19 protein-coding genes are annotated in these 21,420 nt (G+C 37.9%); 6 read left to right on the top strand and 13 right to left on the bottom strand.

The genetic code is table 11. The features are described 5' to 3' along the window. Window positions 1-4: 4 nt before the first annotated feature. Together LMB56_RS07310 and LMB56_RS07305 are read right to left on the bottom strand one after the other, a co-directional pair. A complete protein-coding gene (locus LMB56_RS07310; RefSeq protein WP_229283450.1) occupies window positions 5-643 on the bottom strand; it encodes a DUF421 domain-containing protein in 639 nt (212 codons plus the stop codon). Between the two features lie 9 nt (window positions 644-652). Beyond that, the gene (locus LMB56_RS07305; protein ID WP_003674063.1) at window positions 653-1,096 is read right to left on the bottom strand and encodes a DUF3290 family protein; all 444 of its coding nucleotides are present in this window, start codon (window positions 1,094-1,096) and stop codon (window positions 653-655) included. Window positions 1,097-1,212: 116 nt separating this feature from the next. Here LMB56_RS07305 and LMB56_RS07300 point away from each other — a divergent pair, with 116 nt between their 5' ends. After that, the gene (locus tag LMB56_RS07300; RefSeq protein WP_229283451.1) at window positions 1,213-1,464 is read left to right on the top strand and encodes a DUF454 family protein; all 252 of its coding nucleotides are present in this window, start codon (window positions 1,213-1,215) and stop codon (window positions 1,462-1,464) included. Between the two features lie 58 nt (window positions 1,465-1,522). Here LMB56_RS07300 and LMB56_RS07295 read toward each other — a convergent pair whose 3' ends face one another. The 5 genes from LMB56_RS07295 to LMB56_RS07275 all read right to left on the bottom strand — a co-directional run bounded on the left by LMB56_RS07295 (window position 1,523) and on the right by LMB56_RS07275 (window position 9,346). After that, window positions 1,523-3,847 carry an ATP-binding protein gene (locus tag LMB56_RS07295; protein WP_229283452.1) on the bottom strand — a complete coding sequence of 775 codons (2,325 nt, stop codon included), beginning with the start codon at window positions 3,845-3,847 and terminating at the stop codon, window positions 1,523-1,525. Between the two features lie 178 nt (window positions 3,848-4,025). Further along, window positions 4,026-4,880, bottom strand: coding sequence for a DNA/RNA non-specific endonuclease (locus tag LMB56_RS07290; protein ID WP_122481216.1), 855 nt, complete (start codon window positions 4,878-4,880; stop codon window positions 4,026-4,028). A 109-nt stretch (window positions 4,881-4,989) separates the two neighbouring features. Beyond that, entirely contained in the window at window positions 4,990-6,381 is a 1,392-nt protein-coding gene (locus LMB56_RS07285) for an amino acid permease (RefSeq protein ID WP_094537352.1), read from the bottom strand. Window positions 6,382-6,667: 286 nt separating this feature from the next. Continuing rightward, window positions 6,668-7,531, bottom strand: a complete 864-nt coding sequence (locus LMB56_RS07280) for an LPXTG cell wall anchor domain-containing protein (RefSeq protein WP_324294723.1) — start codon at window positions 7,529-7,531, stop codon at window positions 6,668-6,670. 39 nt (window positions 7,532-7,570) lie between these two features. Further along, complete coding sequence (locus tag LMB56_RS07275) at window positions 7,571-9,346, bottom strand: 1-deoxy-D-xylulose-5-phosphate synthase (protein ID WP_229283454.1); 1,776 nt, start codon at window positions 9,344-9,346, stop codon at window positions 7,571-7,573. Between the two features lie 167 nt (window positions 9,347-9,513). Here LMB56_RS07275 and LMB56_RS07270 point away from each other — a divergent pair, with 167 nt between their 5' ends. Continuing rightward, window positions 9,514-10,764: a DUF2075 domain-containing protein gene (locus LMB56_RS07270; protein ID WP_229283455.1), complete on the top strand. Its 1,251-nt coding sequence runs from the start codon at window positions 9,514-9,516 to the stop codon at window positions 10,762-10,764. A 2-nt stretch (window positions 10,765-10,766) separates the two neighbouring features. Then, window positions 10,767-11,459, top strand: coding sequence for a TVP38/TMEM64 family protein (locus LMB56_RS07265; RefSeq protein ID WP_229283456.1), 693 nt, complete (start codon window positions 10,767-10,769; stop codon window positions 11,457-11,459). Between the two features lie 63 nt (window positions 11,460-11,522). Here LMB56_RS07265 and LMB56_RS07260 read toward each other — a convergent pair whose 3' ends face one another. The 3 genes from LMB56_RS07260 to LMB56_RS07250 are packed head-to-tail and all read right to left on the bottom strand — an operon-like array spanning window position 11,523 to window position 14,760. Further along, window positions 11,523-14,036 carry an excinuclease ABC subunit UvrA gene (locus LMB56_RS07260; protein ID WP_229283457.1) on the bottom strand — a complete coding sequence of 838 codons (2,514 nt, stop codon included), beginning with the start codon at window positions 14,034-14,036 and terminating at the stop codon, window positions 11,523-11,525. A gap of 15 nt (window positions 14,037-14,051) precedes the next feature. Further along, window positions 14,052-14,390 carry a fluoride efflux transporter FluC gene (locus LMB56_RS07255; RefSeq protein WP_229283458.1) on the bottom strand — a complete coding sequence of 113 codons (339 nt, stop codon included), beginning with the start codon at window positions 14,388-14,390 and terminating at the stop codon, window positions 14,052-14,054. Beyond that, entirely contained in the window at window positions 14,383-14,760 is a 378-nt protein-coding gene (locus tag LMB56_RS07250) for a fluoride efflux transporter FluC (RefSeq protein WP_229283459.1), read from the bottom strand. Before LMB56_RS07250 ends, LMB56_RS07255 begins: the two co-directional genes overlap by 8 nt. A gap of 107 nt (window positions 14,761-14,867) precedes the next feature. Between LMB56_RS07250 and LMB56_RS07245 the strand changes: the two genes are divergently transcribed. Further along, window positions 14,868-15,260, top strand: coding sequence for a VOC family protein (locus tag LMB56_RS07245; protein WP_003663799.1), 393 nt, complete (start codon window positions 14,868-14,870; stop codon window positions 15,258-15,260). Window positions 15,261-15,311: 51 nt separating this feature from the next. Here the strand turns inward: LMB56_RS07245 and LMB56_RS07240 are convergent, their stop codons facing one another. Together LMB56_RS07240 and LMB56_RS07235 are read right to left on the bottom strand one after the other, a co-directional pair. After that, complete coding sequence (locus LMB56_RS07240; RefSeq protein ID WP_229283460.1) at window positions 15,312-16,127, bottom strand: YdcF family protein; 816 nt, start codon at window positions 16,125-16,127, stop codon at window positions 15,312-15,314. A gap of 3 nt (window positions 16,128-16,130) precedes the next feature. Beyond that, window positions 16,131-17,867 carry an ABC1 kinase family protein gene (locus tag LMB56_RS07235; RefSeq protein ID WP_229283461.1) on the bottom strand — a complete coding sequence of 579 codons (1,737 nt, stop codon included), beginning with the start codon at window positions 17,865-17,867 and terminating at the stop codon, window positions 16,131-16,133. A 139-nt stretch (window positions 17,868-18,006) separates the two neighbouring features. Here LMB56_RS07235 and LMB56_RS07230 point away from each other — a divergent pair, with 139 nt between their 5' ends. Beyond that, on the top strand, window positions 18,007-19,368 hold the full coding sequence (locus tag LMB56_RS07230; protein ID WP_066035266.1) for a hemolysin family protein: 1,362 nt from the start codon (window positions 18,007-18,009) through the stop codon (window positions 19,366-19,368). Between the two features lie 58 nt (window positions 19,369-19,426). Here LMB56_RS07230 and LMB56_RS07225 read toward each other — a convergent pair whose 3' ends face one another. Next, window positions 19,427-19,855: a CopY/TcrY family copper transport repressor gene (locus LMB56_RS07225; protein ID WP_153702888.1), complete on the bottom strand. Its 429-nt coding sequence runs from the start codon at window positions 19,853-19,855 to the stop codon at window positions 19,427-19,429. 154 nt (window positions 19,856-20,009) lie between these two features. Here LMB56_RS07225 and LMB56_RS07220 point away from each other — a divergent pair, with 154 nt between their 5' ends. Beyond that, complete coding sequence (locus LMB56_RS07220; protein WP_229283462.1) at window positions 20,010-21,398, top strand: DHA2 family efflux MFS transporter permease subunit; 1,389 nt, start codon at window positions 20,010-20,012, stop codon at window positions 21,396-21,398. The last annotated feature ends 22 nt before the right edge of the window (window positions 21,399-21,420 follow it).

Here is a 21,420-nt window from a genome sequence, read left to right as displayed (position 1 = left end):
TCTTTTAAGCTTTTGGATATGGTATTAAAGTTAATTTCCCATTAATATATTCTCCAAGATAGATGTCATCAACACTGTCATAACCTGCTTTATGAATTTGTTCAAATACCCACTGTTCATCATGATGAATCAATTCCATTACATCAATGTTGATCTGGCCATCATTAATTAATGGGAAACGAACATTTGCTTCATCATTTTCGATGATTACAAGCTGGCCATTTTGTTCTAAAATTCCGCTTTTGACCTTAGCAACTTCATAGATTCCGTGACCACGAAGACGAAACATAAGGTCATTAGCACTGATTCCTGCACGCATACAATTCTCTACTAATAATTTTCCGTTCTGAATTAATATTTGCGGGCGCCCATCGATAATTCTTCTTACCCAAATATTATGATCTTTAGCAAATTTCACAATAAATACAATTAATGTCCAAATCAAAAGGACCATTATAAACTCAAGAACAGAAATATCACTATTGTAGATAATTCCGCCAATAATACCACCTAAAACATAATTTTGAACTTGATCAATGGCGGATGTTGGCGCAAGATTCCCTTTCCCCAATAAATTAATCTGCAGAATCAAACATAGCATACCAAGGACAAACTTTATAATGATTAATGAATAAGTATCCATTCTTCTCTCCTACTTCATTAAATTAACCTGATGATTAACAACATGTGCTCGTGTAAGGGTATAATTATCTCCCGTTTGACTTAAATTGACACGGTAATCCCGATCCTCAATTCGGACAAGAATCCCATCCGTTAAAGTTGTGGAATTAACAACTACTTTTTGTGGAGAAACATTATGATCCCGAGCAACCGCCTTAATAAAGGGAATCATCTGAGTTGTTTGGGATTGCTGTGTCGTACTTTTTTCCATATCAGTAACTTGAAAACCGATAAAGAGTAATAATAGCAAAAAGAAAATTATCCCTAAATCACGATAACGGGTAATAAGGCGATGCCGTAAATATAAAAATGCCATTACTGCAATTAGAAGGATAAAGATGATAATAGCAATATAATTGAATAGTTGATTCATATGTTGGTGGTTTGATAAATAGCTAATTGTATAAAATGTCAATTTATTTCTCTCCTTAACTTAAATGTAATAAAAACTTAAGCAGCTCCCCACCCTTTTTTCGTTCGCACATGATAGAATGGTAGTAACTTTAATATGAAAGAAAGGAGGAGTTCTGAATGATCATAAAATTAGTATTAAAACTTGGATGGATCTTGTTAGGGAGCATTTCATTCGTCGGTGGTATAATTGGGATGCTTCTCCCTGTAATTCCGCAAGTCCCATTTTTCCTCCTCACAATATGGTGTATCACTAAAATTTCACCACGTTTTCATAACTGGCTCCTTCGTAATCCACTCTACATAAAATATGCAAAACCCTTGGTAAATCGGCTCGAAAATCTGAAACATCACCCGAAACAAAAGGCATAAAAAATTAACAGTAAATAAAAAGGTCTTGAATGCTATTTGCGTCCCAGACCTTTTTATATTAGCCAAATAATCGTGCCCAGAATCCCTTCTTTTGTTCTTTAACAGGCGATTCCGTAACTTCTTCAGCTGTATTCACAGTTAATGTTTCCTCATTCTTTGCTTCATTTTCCGCGGTATCCTCAGCATATGGATTACGTTCACCAATCCATTTAAAGAATTCATCAGCTTTAATTTCTACAAATTTGCCACGCTTACCATTGATACCATCCACACAGAGTTCAATTGGCAGTGCATTCCGGTACTTTTCAATACTATCGGCAGTAAAACCATTAAAAGTATTAAGCTTCGAAATATCAAATAACAAGCTATGATCTTGTTGGCGGTATTTAAAGTCTTCTTCTTGTGTTAGGTAAAGCTTAGCCCACCGGTTACGCGAACTTTCCTTAAAGTCATCACAGATTTCATCTGCAAAGTAAGGAGGTACTTCCATATCCGCCATTTGATAGTAATCGCGGAAAATTTTACGGGTATTTGCTAAGAAGTCAAGTTTACCAGTCTTTTCATCAAACGCGCGCCATGGCGTTTCATCGTCTTCTAGTAAACTTGCCATTCGCATTACAAAGTCTTTAAACAGCATATTATTTAGGGTTTGTCGTACGTTATAGATATACTTATTGGCTTCACCTTTTTGCTGGTCATCAATAACCTTATCAATTTGAAGGTAATAAGTCCGTCGTGCAGTTTCACGTAGCATAGTAAAACCAGAATCATAGTTAGTTGTTCCGATTAATGGCGCAATTGCATGTGGATTGTTAACCAATTCATTCATTGTATCAACGACTAAGTGCCGACTATATTGATCCTGTTGGAAGAAGTATGGTTCAATCTCATCCATTAAAACGGGGTATGAACTTCCAAGCTTCATGTAGTGCTCAATTGCATCAACAGTTTTTGCTTTTTTCTGCGGTGTATCTGTAGGATAGATAGTCCCAAAATCAATTAATGACCGATCAGTATTCCATGTCAACTGATTAATAATCCGTAATAAAGTTGACTTTCCAGAACCAGCAGTTGCTCCTAGAATCAAGAAGTTAGGAATATCATTACCATCTTCAGGATTCAAACTAGCTTTCGCACGAATTTCCCATAAAAATGGTGCCGTAAAACTATATAAAATAGCTTCATAGAATCGCTTGCCATAATCATCATTGTAGTCAACAACGTATTGCTGATACCCTTTTAATACCGCATCAATACTCTTTAAGCCATCACGAATTTGACTAATAGTCGCAATCTTCCCAAATTGAATTGGGTGCGTGCCAGTATCATTCGGTACATACAGGCCACTATTATTATTAACCAGATTTCTTTCCATCGGACGATCATATAAGAACGTTGTATACTTCTTCTCTGCTGACCGTTGTTGTGGTGTCATACCACTAATCAATGCATCCTGAACTTGTTTAAAAATCTTTTCGCGCGATTTCAATTTTGGCTTAGCTGCTCGGGGCGATACAGCTGTTTTTTGCAAAGTGTAAATTGTATCGTGTTGTTGAATTTGTCGTTCTGCTTCTTCTTTATCTTGAGAGCGGTTAGTCGTAATATCTCGCATCGACTTAGTAATCATTGCGGGAATTTTATTTTCATCAATTTGTTTTTGAACGTCATGACTAATCAAGTCGGTCATATCTGCCGCTGCGATTTGATCGGTAACTTCATTATCAAGAATTACAACCGCATTCTTAGTTCCTTTAGTATCTTTCAAGCTCTCATCAATTTGATTTTGCGCTGCATTTAAAAGATTTTCAGTAAAAAATGGTCGTAAAACTGGCTTGATGTCATTCTTATAGTGGTTATCAAGATTTTGAAATAGCCGAATGTCATCATCAAAGACTAATATTTCTTCATATTGGTTACGCTCTTTATCAAATGAAGCACTGTCCAAGTTAAGACTTCCCAAAATCACACGAGTATCATGAGTCTCGGAATTACTTAGGAGGTAAAAACGTGAATGGATAGCCTGGGTTGGTGCAATTGCAACTTGAAAAAGATTGTTCAACACATTTGCTTGATTGTCACTAGTTAATGCTTCAAAGACTTTAGCAGGCTTTTTATTAGCAGCAGATAACAATGCATTGGTTAAAGCAACCTTAGTGATCACTTCATCACCAGTTTTCGCTTCATAATTTTCAGGGCTGCTCAGTGCAACTTCGACTTTAATGAATCGACTTAAATACTGATTAATAAAGTCGGCAGTCACGTTACCAGTAACTGCTGTTAAACGATTGAACTTATTAGCATCAAAAAGCTGGCTAATCTTTAATGGTGGAGTATCTTGACCATTAAAAACAATATGAATCTTTTTTAGATCTGAATCTGTCATTGGCGTAGTCCTTTTCTAAACAATATTAACTCTTTTTATTTTCGTTTATTTAAACCAATTTTGCAAGTGACCATCGAAATATTTTGTTTCTACGCTAGTTTTCTATGCAGATGATAAATAAGCCCCCAATACTTTAATCAAATGAAGTATTGAGGGGCTATTCTAATTACATAGTTTTTTAATTTGTGTTCACTTGCGTTACTGCCCCTGTTGCATAATTTATACTAATATTATTTTGCACATTGGGGACGAAAACATTGTATTGCAAACTGCCATCCTTTGATTTGGCCTCAATATGGGCACCAGAAGGCACTAAATTATTACCATCATAGACATCTGTTACCCGATAACGAACTTGTTTGTTCTGGTCAAGAGCTTTTCGCACTAAGCCTTCATAGTAGTTCTGCCCAGTTGATGTACTGCTTCGAGCTTCGTTGGCCCAAGCAGTTTGAGTTGCAATATTAGCAGGATTTGACTCCGAAGCATCAAAACCACGGATACCACCTACTAATGCATATCCAAGTAAGTGTCCGCGATCATAAGCATGGGAGATGCCACCTTTTAAGTTGTGAGCTTGTAAAAATCCAGCTGGCTTCCAATTAGTGGCCCCATTCCCAGTTTCATTCCGATTACGGTATTGGCGTGTTGTACGATTGAGCCAGGCGTCTCCCTGCCATGCTCGTCCACGCGAATCACGTCGATTAACAGCGTATGGCGCATTATTAATATTTGCGTTTAGCGCCGTCTGATTGTTATTTAAAATAAACGCTCCGTAACCATTCCATTTTATGTCAGATGTTCCTAACTGCTGACGAACGCCATTAGAAAGAACACTCGTAGCCTGCTCTTGAGTTGGCGGCGTAAAAGAAGATGATCGATTATTGTTGTTTGAATGGCGCCAAGATGCTACCCGTTGGATTCCCTGTGGTAAAGTACTTCCCTTATCAGATGGCTGGGAAAAACTACCAATGCCGACAATCGCTACTAAAGCTAAAAGTAAATACTGGGTCTTTTTATTGAATCGAAATCGCATGTTTCTAAAATACCTTTCCTCTTAAACGTATGTTCGTAAAAGTATTTTATCATTTTAATTGATAAAAGAAAATACTCCCAAAACAATCTGTTTCGAGAGTATTTATTCTTTATGCTAATTTATCTTGGCGCTGAGTTCTTAACTTGTAGATAATGCTCATGATAACTAAGAAGACTGCCCCAACACTGACCGAAATCCGTGTATCTGGGTTAAAGAACATAAATAGTAAGATAACACTTAGCGCAATCAAGCTAAAGTAGTTATATGCTGGATAAAATGGCATTTTGAATGGGTGGTCTTTTAATTCAGCCGGATTATTACGCCGGAAGTTTAATTCTGAAATCAAAATAATAAACCATGGTACCATTCCGGGAAGGACACTTGAACTATACACAATCACGAAGATATTAGCAGAGGCTGCATTAAACATTGATAGAAGCATGTTAACAATAAAGCCAAGGAAAATCCAGAATGAAATTGTTAAGATCGCAACATTTGGTACAACCCGCTTTGACAATTTACTAAAGACCTTAGGAACCTCACCATCAACTGAAAGCTTGAAAAGCATCCGACTAGCACTGTAGATTCCTGAGTTGGCACCGGACAATGCAGCAGTCAAAACAACAAAGTTAATGATTCCAGCTGCTCCAGTAATACCAACTTTAGTAAATGTCTCAACGAATGGTGATCCAACTGCCTTTAATTCGTCCCATGGATAAATGGAAACGATAACGAAAATTGCCCCAATATAGAAAATTAAAATCCGCCAAATAACAGATTTAACTGACTTAACAATCGCATGGCGTGGTGAAGCGGCTTCACCAGCAGTAATACCAAGTAATTCAATTCCTTGATAGGATCCAGCAATCACAGATAGTGAGAACATGAATCCCATGAATCCACCAGTAAAGAATCCACCATGTGACCATAAATTGGAAATTCCAACCGGATGCCAATTGTTACCCAACCCAAGGACAATTACCAATAATCCAAGAATGATCATAACAATAATTGTAACGACTTTAATCATCGCAAACCAAAATTCCAACCGGCCATATGCCTTAGCAGATGCAAGGTTCGCAAGCGTTAAGATAATGATCATTACTAATCCAGAAATCCAGTCTGGTAAGTTAGGCCACCAATAATTAAGGTATTGACTCATGGCAATAATATCTGAGATACCAACAATGATAAACTGAAAGACGTTACTCCACTTTGTCAGGTATCCAGCTAAGGGATGAATATATTTAGATCCATAGTCCGCAAAGGAACCAGTTCCTGGACTGATATAGATCATTTCCCCTAACGCACGCATAACACCATATAGGACTAAACCTACAAAGGCATATGCTAATAGGACAGAAGGACCAGTCCATTTAATAGTTGATGTGGCTCCCATGAAAAGACCACTACCAATTGTCCCACCAATTGCAATCATTTCCATTTGTCCGGGAGTCATTGTCCGATTTAATTTAACTTTATTTTTCTGATTATCCATCATTCTAACCTCACTTTAAATAAAAAAGCTACCCAAAATGTCCCTAGCCAACCCTTGTCAAGTTTTGATAAGTGGTTGAGGCATCTTGAATAGCTATTGCTAACAGATTTAAGAGATATTAAAACTACTCAACCACGGTAATTGTTGTTGTGGTTGAGGTGGAGGTTAGGTGATGAATAATCGATTTATTGTAAATTTGCATTTTTGTTTCCTCCATTTCGTTTTTCAATAACATTAGAATACTATTAGAAAATTAAAAATGCAAGTCCTTTTATCAAGTTTTTTTGTTTTATTTATTTTTGTGCGCTTTCTTTAACAAAAAAAGACTCATCCCCGCGACCATTACCGTTATCCCCAAACCAAGAAAAGTCGTTAAATTATCGGTCTCATTTCCCGTCTGTGGAAGTATTTGTTGGTCAGAGTTATCGTTTTTACGTGAATCCCGATGTGAACGATTTAGTCGATTATTAATCCCTGCTATCCGTTGGTGCAAATTTTGCTGCTTTCTTGTATTATTTACCTCCCCATAATTTTCCGTGACCTGATTATCATCCCCCAGATCTTCTTCCACAGGGTAATTGTCCTGCGAATCTTTCTTTTCTGCTAACGTATTCTCTTTGCTGTCCTTTTTTGGACCTTCATCTTTATTGAGGGGCTGATAATAAACATTTATCGTATTTTTTAATTGTGATAGATCTTCTATTTCTGTAACAGTTGGAATCTTATCCATTGATGGTCTAAAACCAGCTTGGTCAGGGATATTAACTTCTTCAAAAGGTTCAATAATCCAATTTGCCTTTTTGGTTGGATCGTTCGGTACTTCACGGTGAGCATAAGACACTTGTTCCACTTTTTTAACTTCATTTAAGAGATGAAAATAAATTACACGTTTGATTTGAACACGTTCTTTCTGATTATTTGCGTTAGATATGGGATTCGTAATTGGCTCTTGAGTTGCAGCTAAAACTGGTGGAGTATTTAATGACAGCGAAAGGATCGTTGACGCTGTCGTTAAGCCTACTAAGCAAGTGTTTCGCAATACATGAAGGTAGTTTAAATGGTTCATATTATCTCGCTCCTCTTTTATATACTCTTTAATATATATACGTAAAAAGAAGCAATTCGCATTTTTTAAATCGAAAAAAGCTATCACCTACAAGTAATCCTTACCTGCGATGACAGCTCTGTTAACTTATAGTGAATGGATAACCTGCTCAATATCATCCACAATTTGTTTAGGGGTTAAGTGGTACCATTCATATAGTACTTCGGTAGGAACATTATCCGCAAATTCCCGTGGTGCTCCAAAGTTCAAAACTTTCATTCCCTTTGGTCCATAGTAACGAGCAATTGTTTCCCCGAAGCCCCCACTAAGGACCCCATCCTCTAGCGTAACAACTACATCATGATTTTCTGCTAGGTGGTGAAGGACATCTGAATCGATTCCAGTTACAGACTTTGGATTGATCAATGTAGCATCAATGTTAAGCTTGTCTTGAAGTTCCTTCCTTACCCTTTCACCAAGTTCCCAGAAGTCACCAACAGCCATAATTGCAACTTCACTTCCGCGATGAGCAATATCGTACTTAATTGTACTGTAGTCATCTTGTGTTGGAGTCCCGTGAAGAAGGGGCTTTTCTGGTTGCCGAATTACTACTGGTTCATCAGTTTGATTGATTGCCCACCGTAACATCGAAATCATTTCTTCGACGTTTGTTGGTGCTAAATATTCAATGTTTGGCAAATCACTAATCATTGAAATATCAAATGTTCCTTGATGAGTAGCAGAACTTTCTGAAATTGACCCGCCTCGCACAATCATTACAACCGGAGCATCATTTAATGCCATGTCATGAATCAATTGATCATATGCTCGTTGCAGGAAAGTACTATTTTGAAATACAACAGGGCGTGCACCTGCTTGCGCCATTGCAACAGCAGTCGTAATTGAATCCTGTTCAGCAATACCAACATCATAATAACGGTCCGGGTGCTTAGCCTTAAACTTGCCAAGATCAAACGCACCAGGAATTCCAGCATTAATAGCAACAACTGGCTTATCCGCTGCAATTTGCTTATCTAATTCAGCAAGGACAGCATCGCTATATGATTCTCCACTTACCTTAACCTTATCTTCACCAGTCTTTAGGTCAAATGGAGTGCGCCAATGATACTTCATCTTTTCTTCAACAGCAGGTTCATACCCCTTCCCTTTTAAGGTGTTAACATGAAGGACGATTGGATGGTCAATATCCTTGATTTCCTTAAAAGTGTCGATCATCGTCTGCAAGTCATTACCGTCTGCAACGTACTTGTAATCAAGACCCATAAACTTAAAAATATTATTGGGAGATTCACCATTGGCATCCCGGAGTTCTTTTAGTCCCTTGTATAAACCACCCTGGTTCTCATCAATTGACATTTGATTATCATTAACGAGAATAATCAAGTTAGAATTAAGCTTAGCAGCATTGTTTAATCCTTCAAAAGCTAATCCGCCACTTAAGGATCCATCCCCAATTACTGCCATAACGTTATTATGTGATTGCGGCTTCATTAAATCACGCGCTTGAGCCATCCCCACTGCAAGTGAGATTGATGTTGAAGTATGGCCGATTTCAAAGAAGTCATGAGCACTTTCTTCTGGTGACGTAAATCCAGTAATATCTTCATAATGATCAGGATCAAGAAAACCTAATTTCCGGCCTGTCAGCATTTTATGGGCATAACTCTGGTGTGAAACATCCCAAATAACTTTATCGTGGGGCGAATCAAAGACATAGTGAAAAGCAATCGTTAGCTCCATTACGCCAAGGTTAGGGCCCACGTGTCCACCGATTTTTGCGTCGCGTTCAAGAACAAGTTGACGCATTTCTGTTGCTAATTGTTTTAATTCGTCAAGTGACATGTCCTTAATATCGCTTGGTTCATTAACTTCATTTAAGAGGTAATCAGGATGCAGATTCATCTATTCCACTCCTTCTTGATTTTACATTTAATAATTAGTAATACTTATTGCTCTTATTATTCTAACACTTTCTAAAGCATTGAGTAAATTACTCTCAAGTTCAAATTGACGAAATTCATGCATTTCGATACCATTAAATAGAGTAATTCGTTAAAAAGGAAATAGTTATGAAAAATATAGACAACGCTGCAACTAACAAAATTTCACCATTTAAAAAATTAACGACAGAGCAAGAACAACTCGTCAATGACATTATTTCATTTACTAAACACCATCTAACACAAAATCATCCTGCAATATATACAGTCTACGGGGATGCAGGTACTGGAAAAAGCGTAATCTTATCACAATTATTCGTCCGCATTCAAAAAGAAGCGCGGACACAACAAAATTCCGTTCTTTATCATACTAATAATTATTTTCTTGTTAACCATCCGGAAATTCTGAAAGTCTATAAAGAGATTGCCGGGCCAATAAAAGAGTTATATAAAAAGGACTTCACTCGGCCAACCTCATTAATTAATCAATTGGATAAGCAAAATCAAACCATTGATGTTGCTGTTATCGATGAAGCCCATCTTTTATTATCCAAACCTGATCATTATAATAATTTTTACCATGATAATCAGCTTGTCGAGATTATTAAACGCGCTAAAGTTGTCATAATTGTCTTTGATCAATACCAAGTCTTACGGATGAAAAGTCTCTGGACCCCTGAACGACTTCAGGCAATTACGAACCAATATCCCCATAAAGATTACCATTTGACCCACATGTTTCGCATGAATGCGAGCGATGAATTAGTTAAGTGGTTTAATGAATTTACTAACTATAAATTAACCGCGTTACCAGCATCCGCCCGTGATCATTATGATTTTCGCATTTACAGTGATGCCGAGGAAATGAGGAAAGCAATTGTCCAACGTAATAAAGAAGTAGGCCTTTCCCGCATCCTTTCAACGTCTGGATATCCGTCAACGCTCGATGGTGGTAAACACTACATTGAGGAAGGCAGATTTAAAATGCCGTGGGATCAATATAACTATACAGTTACCCCCTGGGCAGAACTACCTCAGACCGTTAATGAAGTTGGCTCAATCTACACTTGCCAGGGGTTTGACTTAAATTACACCGGTATTATTATCGGTCCGCCGATTAGCCAAACGCCTCAAACAAACCAACTTCAAGTTAACTTAGATCGTTATACAGATGTTGAAGCATTCAAAAAACGTGATGACCTAACTGATCCAGCTGAAATTAAGAGTTTAGAAAAAAGAATGATTATGAATTCTTTGAACGTTTTATTCAAGCGTGGTGTATATGGAACTTATCTTTACGCTCATGATCCGCTTTTACGACATTCTCTTACCTCCCTTTTTAAGAAGGCTGGGTTTACGCTACCAAAGGAGGAACAATAATTATGAAAGAGCGTAAATTAAATAAAACGTGGCTGATCGTTGGCGCAATTATCCTCGCTGTCATCGTTCTCTACTTCATTTATCGAACATATAAGCCAGAAATTGACCTACTACTAGACTTTAATGCCCATAATAAGGCTAAGCTTCTCCATATGATTAGAAGCCATGGTTTTACCGATATCTTCCTTCTCATTGCATTGATCGGCATCCTAAATGCGATTCCAGGAATGTCTAATTCCGTTGTTTGTATCTTTGCCGGATTATGTTATGGACCAATTGTTGGTTTTCTGATTAATTGGGTTGGAAACATTTTAGGAAACTCTACTGTAATGAGTATAATTCGTAAAATTAACCTCTCCAAACGGGTAAAGAAAAACAAAATCCTTCATTACCTCTTGCAGCAAAAGCATCCGTTAATTGCACTTACCATCGGCTTTATGATTCCGGTTATCCCTAGTGTACTTGTAAACTACGCTGGTGCCCGCTTAAATGTTAGTCGAAAACATTACTTGGCAATGGTAACCGTGGGAATGGCTCCGACTTCCTTTCTCTATGCCTTTGGTGGGGATGCTATTTTCAAGGGTAATATTAGACGACTGATCGGTGTCGCAATCGCTATTTTAATTCTAATTGGCTGTTACTTACTCGTTCGCAAAATCTGGCAAAACCATGAAGAAAAAGCAGCAACAAAATAATTAACTTGATTAAAAACAAGGCTCCAAACGTCCGGAAAATCCGAATGCTTGGAGCCTTTACCTTTAATTAAATCTTGACCAATATTCTGCCAAATAATTGCTGGTTAAACTTTCTGGCTTTTGAATAAGGGCTAACGGATTCCCCTGAGCCACAATTTTTCCACCATTACTGCCACCACGCGGACCCATATCAAGCATATAATCTGCGTTAATAATCAAATTTAGGTCATGAGTAATAGTAATGATTGTCGCTCCCCGATCAAGTAATTGCTGCATTACTGCTAAAAGGGTTTTAACATCAAGGAGATGCAAGCCAATAGTTGGTTCATCAAATACAAATAACGTTTCACTTTGATTATGGTTCAGGTGTTTAACAAGTTTTAATCGCTGTGCCTCACCACCAGAAAGGCTAGGCGTACTTTCCCCTAAGTGCAGATACCCTAAGCCCATTTCATCCAACAATTGAAGTTCACGAGTAATTTTCGGAACTTCCTTAAATACACTCATCGCTGCCCGAACATCTAATTTTAAGAGATCAACAATTGAATATCCGTGCCACTTAACTTTTTGAACTTCTTCATTGTATCGACTTCCCCCACATGTTGGACAAGTCTGTTGCATATCCGGTAAGAATTGAATATCAAGGGTTACGACCCCCGCGCCACCACACGTTGGACACGCTCCCTGCTTATTATTATAAGAAAAGTAAGAAGGTGTATAGTGTTTCTCTTTGGCTAAGGGCTGGGCTGCAAATAACTTCCGCAGATTATCCATAATACTGGTATAAGTTGCGACGGTTGAACGGTTAGTTTTACCAATTGGCGCCGCATCAACACTTACTACTTCTTTTAACGGACTTGATAATTTGCTAACTTGTGAAGGTAATTTAGCCCCATTTGCTTGAGCATGGATAGCGGGAACTAAACTATCAAGGATCAAACTTGTTTTACCAGCGCCCGAAAAACCAGTGATAGCAGTTAGCCGATTAACTGGAATCTCTCCATGGACATCTTTAAGATTGTAATAATCTTTTACTTCAAAGGTAATCTCTTGACTAGCTGGTTCGTTTGTTAACGGACGGCTTTTTAATACTGCTGTCCCATTTAAATAAGGACCAACTTTAGACTGAGGGTTGTCAGCGATTTGCGATGGTGTTCCCTCCGTAAGAATTTCTCCACCTTTTTCTCCAGAACCCGGGCCAATTTCAATAATCCAATCTGCTTCTTTGATAATATCAACATTGTGATCAACAATTACTAATGAATTACCTTGGGCCACTAATTCCTTAAATACATTTAAGAGACCTGTAATATTATCAGGATGTAAGCCGATAGAAGGTTCATCCAGAATATATAAGACACCAGTCGTTTGAGTTCGAAGAGTTCTTGCAAGCTGAATACGTTGTAATTCACCTGTCGATAACGTATTCCCGTTTCGCGATAAAGTTAAATAATCAAGACCTAATTCCAATAATGGCCGTAAATTATCATCAAACTCTTTAAATAATGAAGTCGCCATTTTTTTCATATCTGAAGGGAGAACAGCTAATACATCTTGCTTCCACTTGCTTAATTCCCCAAGCGTAAGATCACTAACTTGCGCAATATTTAAACCACCAGCTAATTGTTTTAATAATTCCGGCTTTAACCGTGTCCCATGACAAACCGGGCACGTTGAATAATGGAAAAATTCGCTAATTCGTTTTTGGGCTCGCTCGCTTTTACTACTCTTCGCAGATGCTAATACCGCTTCATGGGCGTTCTCGTATAAAGCATTAAAGTCATGAAAAACACGGCCTGTTCCAGAGCGGAAGTCCATCTTAAACTTCTTTTGTGGACCATTTAAAACAAAATCTTTTTCTTTAGGGGTTAAATCTTTATATGGAACATGGATCCGAACACCTGCCTGTTCAGCCACACTCGGCATAAAGTTTCGGCCAGGCAAATGCCATGAAGCAACTGCCCCATCAGCTAAACTAAGATTTTCATCCCCAATAAGTTTACTTTCATCCAGTTCACGAACTTTTCCTGTTCCATGACATCGTAAGCAGGCTCCGTCAGAATTGAATGCAAAATCTTCTGCTCCATAGGCATAAAACTTTGTGCCACAAGTAGGACAGGTTAATTGTCCCATCTCATCGCCGCTCTTACTCATTACCTCTGCGATTTCAAGGCTTGGTTTTAACCGATGCCCATTTGGACAAACCGGTTCGCCAAGTCGCGAAAAGATCAGCCTAATTACGTTCAACATCTCACTCATTGTTCCAACGGTTGCTCGTTCAGATGGAATTGCGGGACGTTGCTTCAATGCTAGTGCTGAAGGAATATGTTTAACACTTGTAACATCAGCTTGAGCACCTAACTTTAGCCGCCGTCGTGTGTAAGTAGAAAGCGCTTCTAAGTACCGGCGAGATCCCTCTTCATATAAAATTCCCATTGCTAATGAGCTTTTCCCAGAACCAGATAATCCCGAAATCGCGACAAATTTATGTAGCGGGATATTAATATCAATGTTCTTAAGGTTGTGGACTCTTCCACCTTTTACTTCAATTTGCGTTGGTAGTATGGTTTCTGTCACTATTTTTTACTCCTTTCATATCATCATTCCACAGATGGCGGCAATAACTCCACCAAGATAACTTAAGCCGAAATAAAGAGCGAACATTCCCCATCGTTTTTCATCCATCATTGAAATTAGCTCAACATTGAAAGTCGAAAAAGTAGTATAACCTCCTAATAAGCCAATCCCAAATAATAGCATGATCGAAGAATTACTAGCAAAATTCTTGGTAAGAATGCCTAATAAAAAACTACCGGTGATATTAATAAATAGAGTTGCTAGGGGCCAATCAATTCTTAACTTTTTCCACCAGCTTGTAATGACATAACGGATCACGGCCCCAATTGCTGCTCCAAGCCCTACACTAATCATCTTGTCGCGGACCTCCGTATTTTCGTGCCAACATAAAACCGAGCAGTGCCAAAGCCAAGCCGCCAAGAGAGCTCACAAGAAAATAACCAATGCTAGCAATTATATCTTGGCTTTCAAGCTTAACAATAGTTGTGGCTAAACTTGAAAATGTCGTAAAAGCGCCAATAAAACCAGTTCCTATCCCGGCATTTAACCATGCTGCTAATAGCCCCCGTTCAATAAAATAATAAGTTATAAAGGCTAACAAAAATGAACCAATAAGGTTGGCATATAAAATCCCGTCACCGCCTAATAGGGCACTAAGTTCATAACGGGTAATTCCGCCGAGAAAGCCGCCAATTGCGACACTCATTATTGTTTTTATATTCATAAAAAATCTCCTTAGATCTACAATCATTTCATTATACAACTTTTGCTATTTCAATTTAGAAACTTGTATAATGATATTGATTTAAAAATTTAAGGGAGACTTAGACAATGAAAATGCGACGAATTGATCACGTTGTTTTAACTGTAACTGATTTAGAGCAATCAATGCGCTTTTATCACGAAGTATTTGATATGCCGGTAATTAAAGAACAAAGTAATGACGACTTAATTACAATGCGGTGTGGGCATCAGTTAATCCGTTTACAAAAAATTGACCGACCAACTACTCTAAAGGCAGCTAATCCGACAATTGGTTCTGCTGACTTATGTTTAGTTGCCGGAGATAGTATTGACGATATTGTTCACCATCTTAATAGCTATTATATTGATATAATTGCTGGACCAATTGTAAAACAAGGGGCAGAAGGCGAAATGACCTCACTTTACGTTTATGATCCAGATAATAATCTGATTGAAATTGCAGTATATAAGAATAAATAAAGCGAATATGAGCGAGAGAAGGTTGTTTTCCCCTTCTGTCTCGCTCATATTTCATTTCAAAATAAATTCAACTAAAAGTAAAAGGAGCGTACTCCCGCAAAATATCCACCAATGGTCACGGATAATCCCGAGATAGTCCCGAATAAAAGTTAATGGACAGTATCGCCAAGGAGTCTTGCTACTAATGAATGACCAGTTTAACCCCATCTTCCTTGCATAAGCTCTCGCACGAAGAACATGAAAATCACTAGTTACTACTACAACCGTCTCTTGCGGCTTAATGAGTTGACTAGCAAAGGTCAAATTTTGCCATGTATTGAGTGCCTGGGTCTCGCAAATTATTTTTCTTGCTGGGATTCCGTGAGCAATTAAGTAAGCAGCCATGACTTCTGCTTCAGATTCTTTTGCTTTCTGTACTATTCCCCCAGAAACAATAATTTTTGCAGATTGATGAGTTTTCCAACAATTGATGGCTTTATCAAGGCGAGTAGCTAACACTGGCGGGACTTGGCCATGTTTAACAGCTGCCCCTAAAACCAGAAAGTCCTGAACAGTAGTAGGACATTTTCGTAGGCGGGTATAACAACTGAAAATACAAAATAAAATTAAATTAAACGTACTTAAAACGTCAATAGTTGCTACTACTAATGCACTTAGCCAACTTACTGATTGAATTGGTAAATTTTTAAGCAAAAAAGCAAAAATAGGCAACACTACTACCAAGTTGACCACCATCAAAACAAACGCAAACGTATTGAATCTAGCCACCTTGGTTTCACTATTTAAATGGCGAATCAAAATAAGCCTAATCGTAATTCCCCAGCATAACGCACATATTAATTCATTAACTAAGTTTAAATATATCATTAATCATCGTTTCCTTCGCCAATTTCGCCATCGATGGATAATCTCCGTAACAACTAAAAGAATAATAATTATGATTGCAATAATATAGCCAGATACTCCTAAACGATAGATATGTGAATCAGTTGGTGTTCCCTGGACTAATAATGATGATCCTAAGATGACTGCTGCTAAAATAATTGCAATCATGAAACGGTTCATTAACCGTTCTATCTGCTTTAGCACTCGTTGCTCATTTTTATACTGGAGATCAACTTTGGCATCCCCACTGACAAATGTATCGATCAATTCATTAATTCTTTCTGGCATCTTCCCCATTGCTTTGCTAGCAAGGAAAAAATTGACTAGGTTATTATCAAGGGCAGAACGCCAATTAAAGTTTCGTTTTAAATAACGCCGTCCAAACGATTGGGCAACCTCAAGCATTGATATTTCAGGATCAAGTTTAGCAACCGAGCTTTCAAGAGTCCCAAATGCCTTAATTAGCATTGTTACCTCTCCCCGCATTTGAAGGTGGTTTTTCTTACATAGTTGAACAATTTGGTACAGCATTTTCACGAAATCAATATTGCCAAGGCCAGTTGAAAAATATGGTTGAATAAAGGCGCCAAGTTCTTTATAAAATGCATTTTCGTCAACTTCCCCGGTTCGATTACAAACATTTAAAACTGCTTTTCCAATTTTTCGCGTATCCTTTGTGTTGATAGTAATCACGATATTCGCAATACTATTTGCCATCGCTGGACTTAACCTTCCCATCATTCCAAAATCAAGGTAGATGATCCGGTAATTTGGTAATGCCTCCTGCTGATCATAACTAATGGTTGTATTATAAATGGTCTTTTCATGGTGTTTGGTCGTTGCGTATTGCTTTGCTGGCTCATCCGGACGTAATTCGTGAATTAATATATTTCCTGGATGTGGATCCGCATGAAAGTAATGATCAACAAAAACTTGTTTTAAAAAGTTATTAACGAGCGTAGTAGCAATTTCATGATTAACGATCGTTGCCTCTTGATCATTATCATTTGGCTGCTTAAAACGATACCGAATGCTTTTTCCTTCCATCGCTTCATTAACAAGAATCTTAGGAGCACAATACTTCATATATACTTTAGGGACTAAGATTGGTCCATCGCCGTTATTTAATGTATAAAACTCTTCCCCGTTTTTTGCTTCTTCAAGAGTATTGACCTCACTTAATAATGAAGTACTGAGTTCATCAATTACTTTATCCAAATCAACTACTGCAATGTCTTGGGGAACATACTTAAATAAGACCACTGCTTTCCGTAACAAGGCTAAATCAGTATTAACAAGCTTACCGACTTCTGGATGTTGGACTTTGACAACAACTGGTGTCCCATCCTTAAGCGTTGCATGGTGAACTTGCCCAATCGACGCAGAAGCAAATGGCTTTTCCGCAAAGCTAGCAAATTCGTCATTAATTTTCTTTCCAGTTTCTTCTTCAAAAGTTTGCTCTACGGTCGCAAAGCTATCAGCTTTAACCTGATCTTGCAAGTGGCGAAGTTCTTTAATATATGCTGGGGAGACAAGGTCTGGACGGGTTGATAATATTTGGCCAAGTTTAATAAAGGTCGGTCCCAGTTCTTGCAGGGCCTGACAAATAGCTTGTGGATTAGTTTGATGGTAAAAATTGCTAACAAAATGATATTTTCGCATCACTTGCATAATCTTACGCAAGCGTGCTGACTTCTTGATTTCTTCTTCATTAGTCGTCATATGTCTTCTCCTACTTATTTTCCTTTATTTTAGCATTTTCACTTATAAAAAAATAATTAAACTCCCCTTTCGTTACATTTTACTGATACAATAGTAGTCGATAAATTTTTTAAGAAAGTTTAGGTGAAATTTTTAAACGATGAATGGTTTATGGGATTCATATTGGTTTAAATTAATTATCATTATTTTGATTTTGCTGTTAGCTGCTTTATTTACACTGCTGGAGTATTCAGTTGTTAAAGTGCGGCCTAGTGAGTTAAAGGAGCTCCGGCAAACGCGAAAAGTCAAACGCGCGGAACACATGGTAGCAAATCTTAATGAGTACCTATCAACAGCCCAAGTCGGTGTTACGATGACTTCTTTAGTTTTAGGTTGGTTAGGTGATGAATTTATCACAGATCTGTTGCTAAAGATTAATATTATTCCGCACGATGTTCTTCAAGCGATTGCACCAGTTATCGGTGTTTTAATTTTTACATTCTTCCACGCGGTATTTACTGACTTAGTTCCGAAAAATATGGCGATTGATCGACCGGTACCAATTCTCTTATCAATTGTTCACCCGGTACAATTCTTCCATACTGTTTTTTATCCCTTCGTTTGGTTATTTGCGGTAGTCGCTGCGGCAATTACGAAAATGTTAGGATACAATGTTCAGCCAGAAGAAGACACATATTCACAAAATGAAATTATGACCTTATCTCAACAATCGGAAAAAGCCGGGGAAATGGATAAAGAAGACGTTATCTTCATGCAACGGGCTTTTGAAATGAATGATAAAGTTGCTGAGGATATTATGATTGATCGGACACAGTTAGCGGTTATTGATATTACGGCTTCAATTGAAGATGCAGCCAAACTTTATTTTGAAAAGAAATTCACGCGTTTCCCAGTTGTTGCTAATAATGACAAAGACCACATTCTTGGTTATATTTTTGCATATGATATTATGCGGCAAAACCAAATCAACCCGCAACAATCAGTTCGCACAATCATGCGCCGAATTCCAATCGTTTACGAAAATGAACAACTCACCAATGTCCTTGCTGAGATGATGAAAAAACAAGTGCCAATTGTTGTTGTCCAAGACGAATACGGTGGTACTTCTGGGATCATTACTGATAAGGATATTTATGAAGAATTATTCGGAACCGTTGGCGAAGAAATTGATCATGCTACCTCTGATATGATTGAAAAGAAGGATCCTGATAGCAAGGGTAATCCTACCTTCGAAGTTTCAGGTAAGATGCCACTAGATGATTTTGAACGTTACTTTGATACAAACATCGAGCAATTTGACAACTCTGAAGTAACAACCTTAACTGGATTCTTCCTTGAACGGCAGTATGACTTAAAAGTTGGACAACCAATTAGAGTCGATAATTTCTCATTCACACCTCTTGATTTGAAGAATGCCTATGTTAATAAATTCAAGGTAGTTTATATTAAGCCTAGAAAGAAGAAGCCATCAGCTGATGAGGATCAAAGCAAAGAAAAATAGATATTAAAAAGGCTCTCCGCAATTTAGGAAAGATTTCCTAGTTGCGGGGAGCTTTTCATTAGCAGTTCATTTGCATATCCGGAATACAGTTACATTTGACGTGATCCGGTGAATCAGTTACTTTGCTTGCCAATAATTCTTGTAACTTAGCAATATCATCCTTACTAAGCGTTACATTATTGATCACATGTTCAAGGGTGCTTCCAACGTGTCGTTCACAAATATTATTAAATAGATTGTCCGCTGCTTGATCCATCGTTTGTTGTTCAGGAACGAGGGGCTCATAGATAAATCCACGTCCTTGCCGAGTAGCAGATAAGGCTTTTTTATCAACCAGGCGTCGAAGTAAAGTCTTAATCGTTGCCGGTTTCCAGTCAACTTTTTTCTGTAAAATTTCAATAATTTGGCTACTGGTCGTTTGCCTTAGACTCCAAACCACCCGCATAACTTGCCATTCAGCGGGAGTTATTTCTAAATTAATATTCATCTAATTCCTCCTGCGTTTACATGTGTAAATTATTCATAACTATATTTTATCATTAATTTACTTACTTGCAAATTCCTAATGCGTATTGACATTAATAATCTGGCTAGTAAACTCAATACTGTTTGACTAATTTTAAGGAGCGCTATATCTACTAATGAAAAATCAACGCATTAGCCATGCATTAGTAATCATGGTATTTGGTACATTTTTCGGTCTTCTCTGTTCAACCTTAATGAACATTGCCCTCCCAACCTTCATGAATGTCTTTCATATTAGCGAGGCCCAGGTTCAATGGGTGACAAACGGTTATATGCTTGTCAACGCCCTAATGATTCCTGTTAGTTCATTTCTCATAAAAAGGTTCCCATTCAAGAATCTCTTTATTATTTTCTCCGGAATTTTTCTTTTGGGAACCATTATCGGAGCGATTGCGTGGAGCTTCAATCTAGTTGTAATTGCTCGGATGATTCAAGCTTTGGGTGCAGGGATGATGATGCCGCTAGTAAATGTCTTGGCAATTCGTTACGCAAAACCGGGTAAAAAAGGGCAAATTATGGGAATTATTGGCCTTGCCTTTAATTGTGCCCCCATCTTAGGCCCTGCCATTTCTGGCTTTCTATTACACTTTTTCTCTTGGCGATACCTTTTCCTATTAATTATTCCCTTTGCAGTAATTACATTACTACTTTCATTCTTCCTGCTTCCTAAAATCCCTCATAATGAACATCCCCGCTTTAATACATTAGCTCTCATTTTAATCACAGGCGGATTATGGTCACTATTGATGGGCTTATCAAATGTTTCGAACAATCACTTACTCTCATTTAATGTTGCAGGGTATGTCCTTATCGGCTTAGTCTTTCTCTTGCTGTTCTTTCTTAACCAACGTCACAGTAGTCGTCAGTTAATCAACTTTGGGATCTTCTCACACAAACAATTTGTCTTTGCCACTATTATTAATATGCTAATTACATCAACAATGTATGGCAATGCAATTTTGATTCCCCTGTTAGTACAGATTGTCTTGGGCAAAAGTACGGTTGTTTCAGCCATTGCTGTCCTTCCGGGGGCAATCTTAACGGGCTTACTATCGACAACGAGTGGCCGCTTTTATGACATTTATCCAATTAAGATTCTTGTTGGGACTGGTCTCATAATCGATATCATCGGAACAATTGGCCAAGCCGCAATCGGTGCGCGTAGTTCTGTCCTCATGATCACTCTTTTCCAAACAATTCGCCAGTTTGGGTTAGTGACAATGTTAATCCCTCTGCAAACACAAGCACTATCATTGCTACCTAATGAAATCGTTCCTGATGCAGTTGCTACCTTTAATACGTTACGACAAATTGCGGCTGCCTTTGGAACTGCCCTCATCGTTTCAATTGTTGGTATTGTTAATCACTTAGTTCACAACCCGTCCTCACACCTTGGTATTCAAGCAGGTTTCCTCCTATGCTTATGCTTGCTATTAACTTCGCTATATCTTAGCACTAAGCTATATCATAAAATTTCTTCGCAAGAGCAATTAGAAAATGCGTAAAATAAAAACCAAGTGAGATCTA

This window comes from Limosilactobacillus reuteri (assembly GCF_020785355.1).
GTDB lineage: Bacteria > Bacillota > Bacilli > Lactobacillales > Lactobacillaceae > Limosilactobacillus > Limosilactobacillus reuteri_I.
The sequence above is the reverse complement of the archived record's forward strand: the minus strand, read 5'-3'. Positions and strand labels throughout refer to the sequence as shown.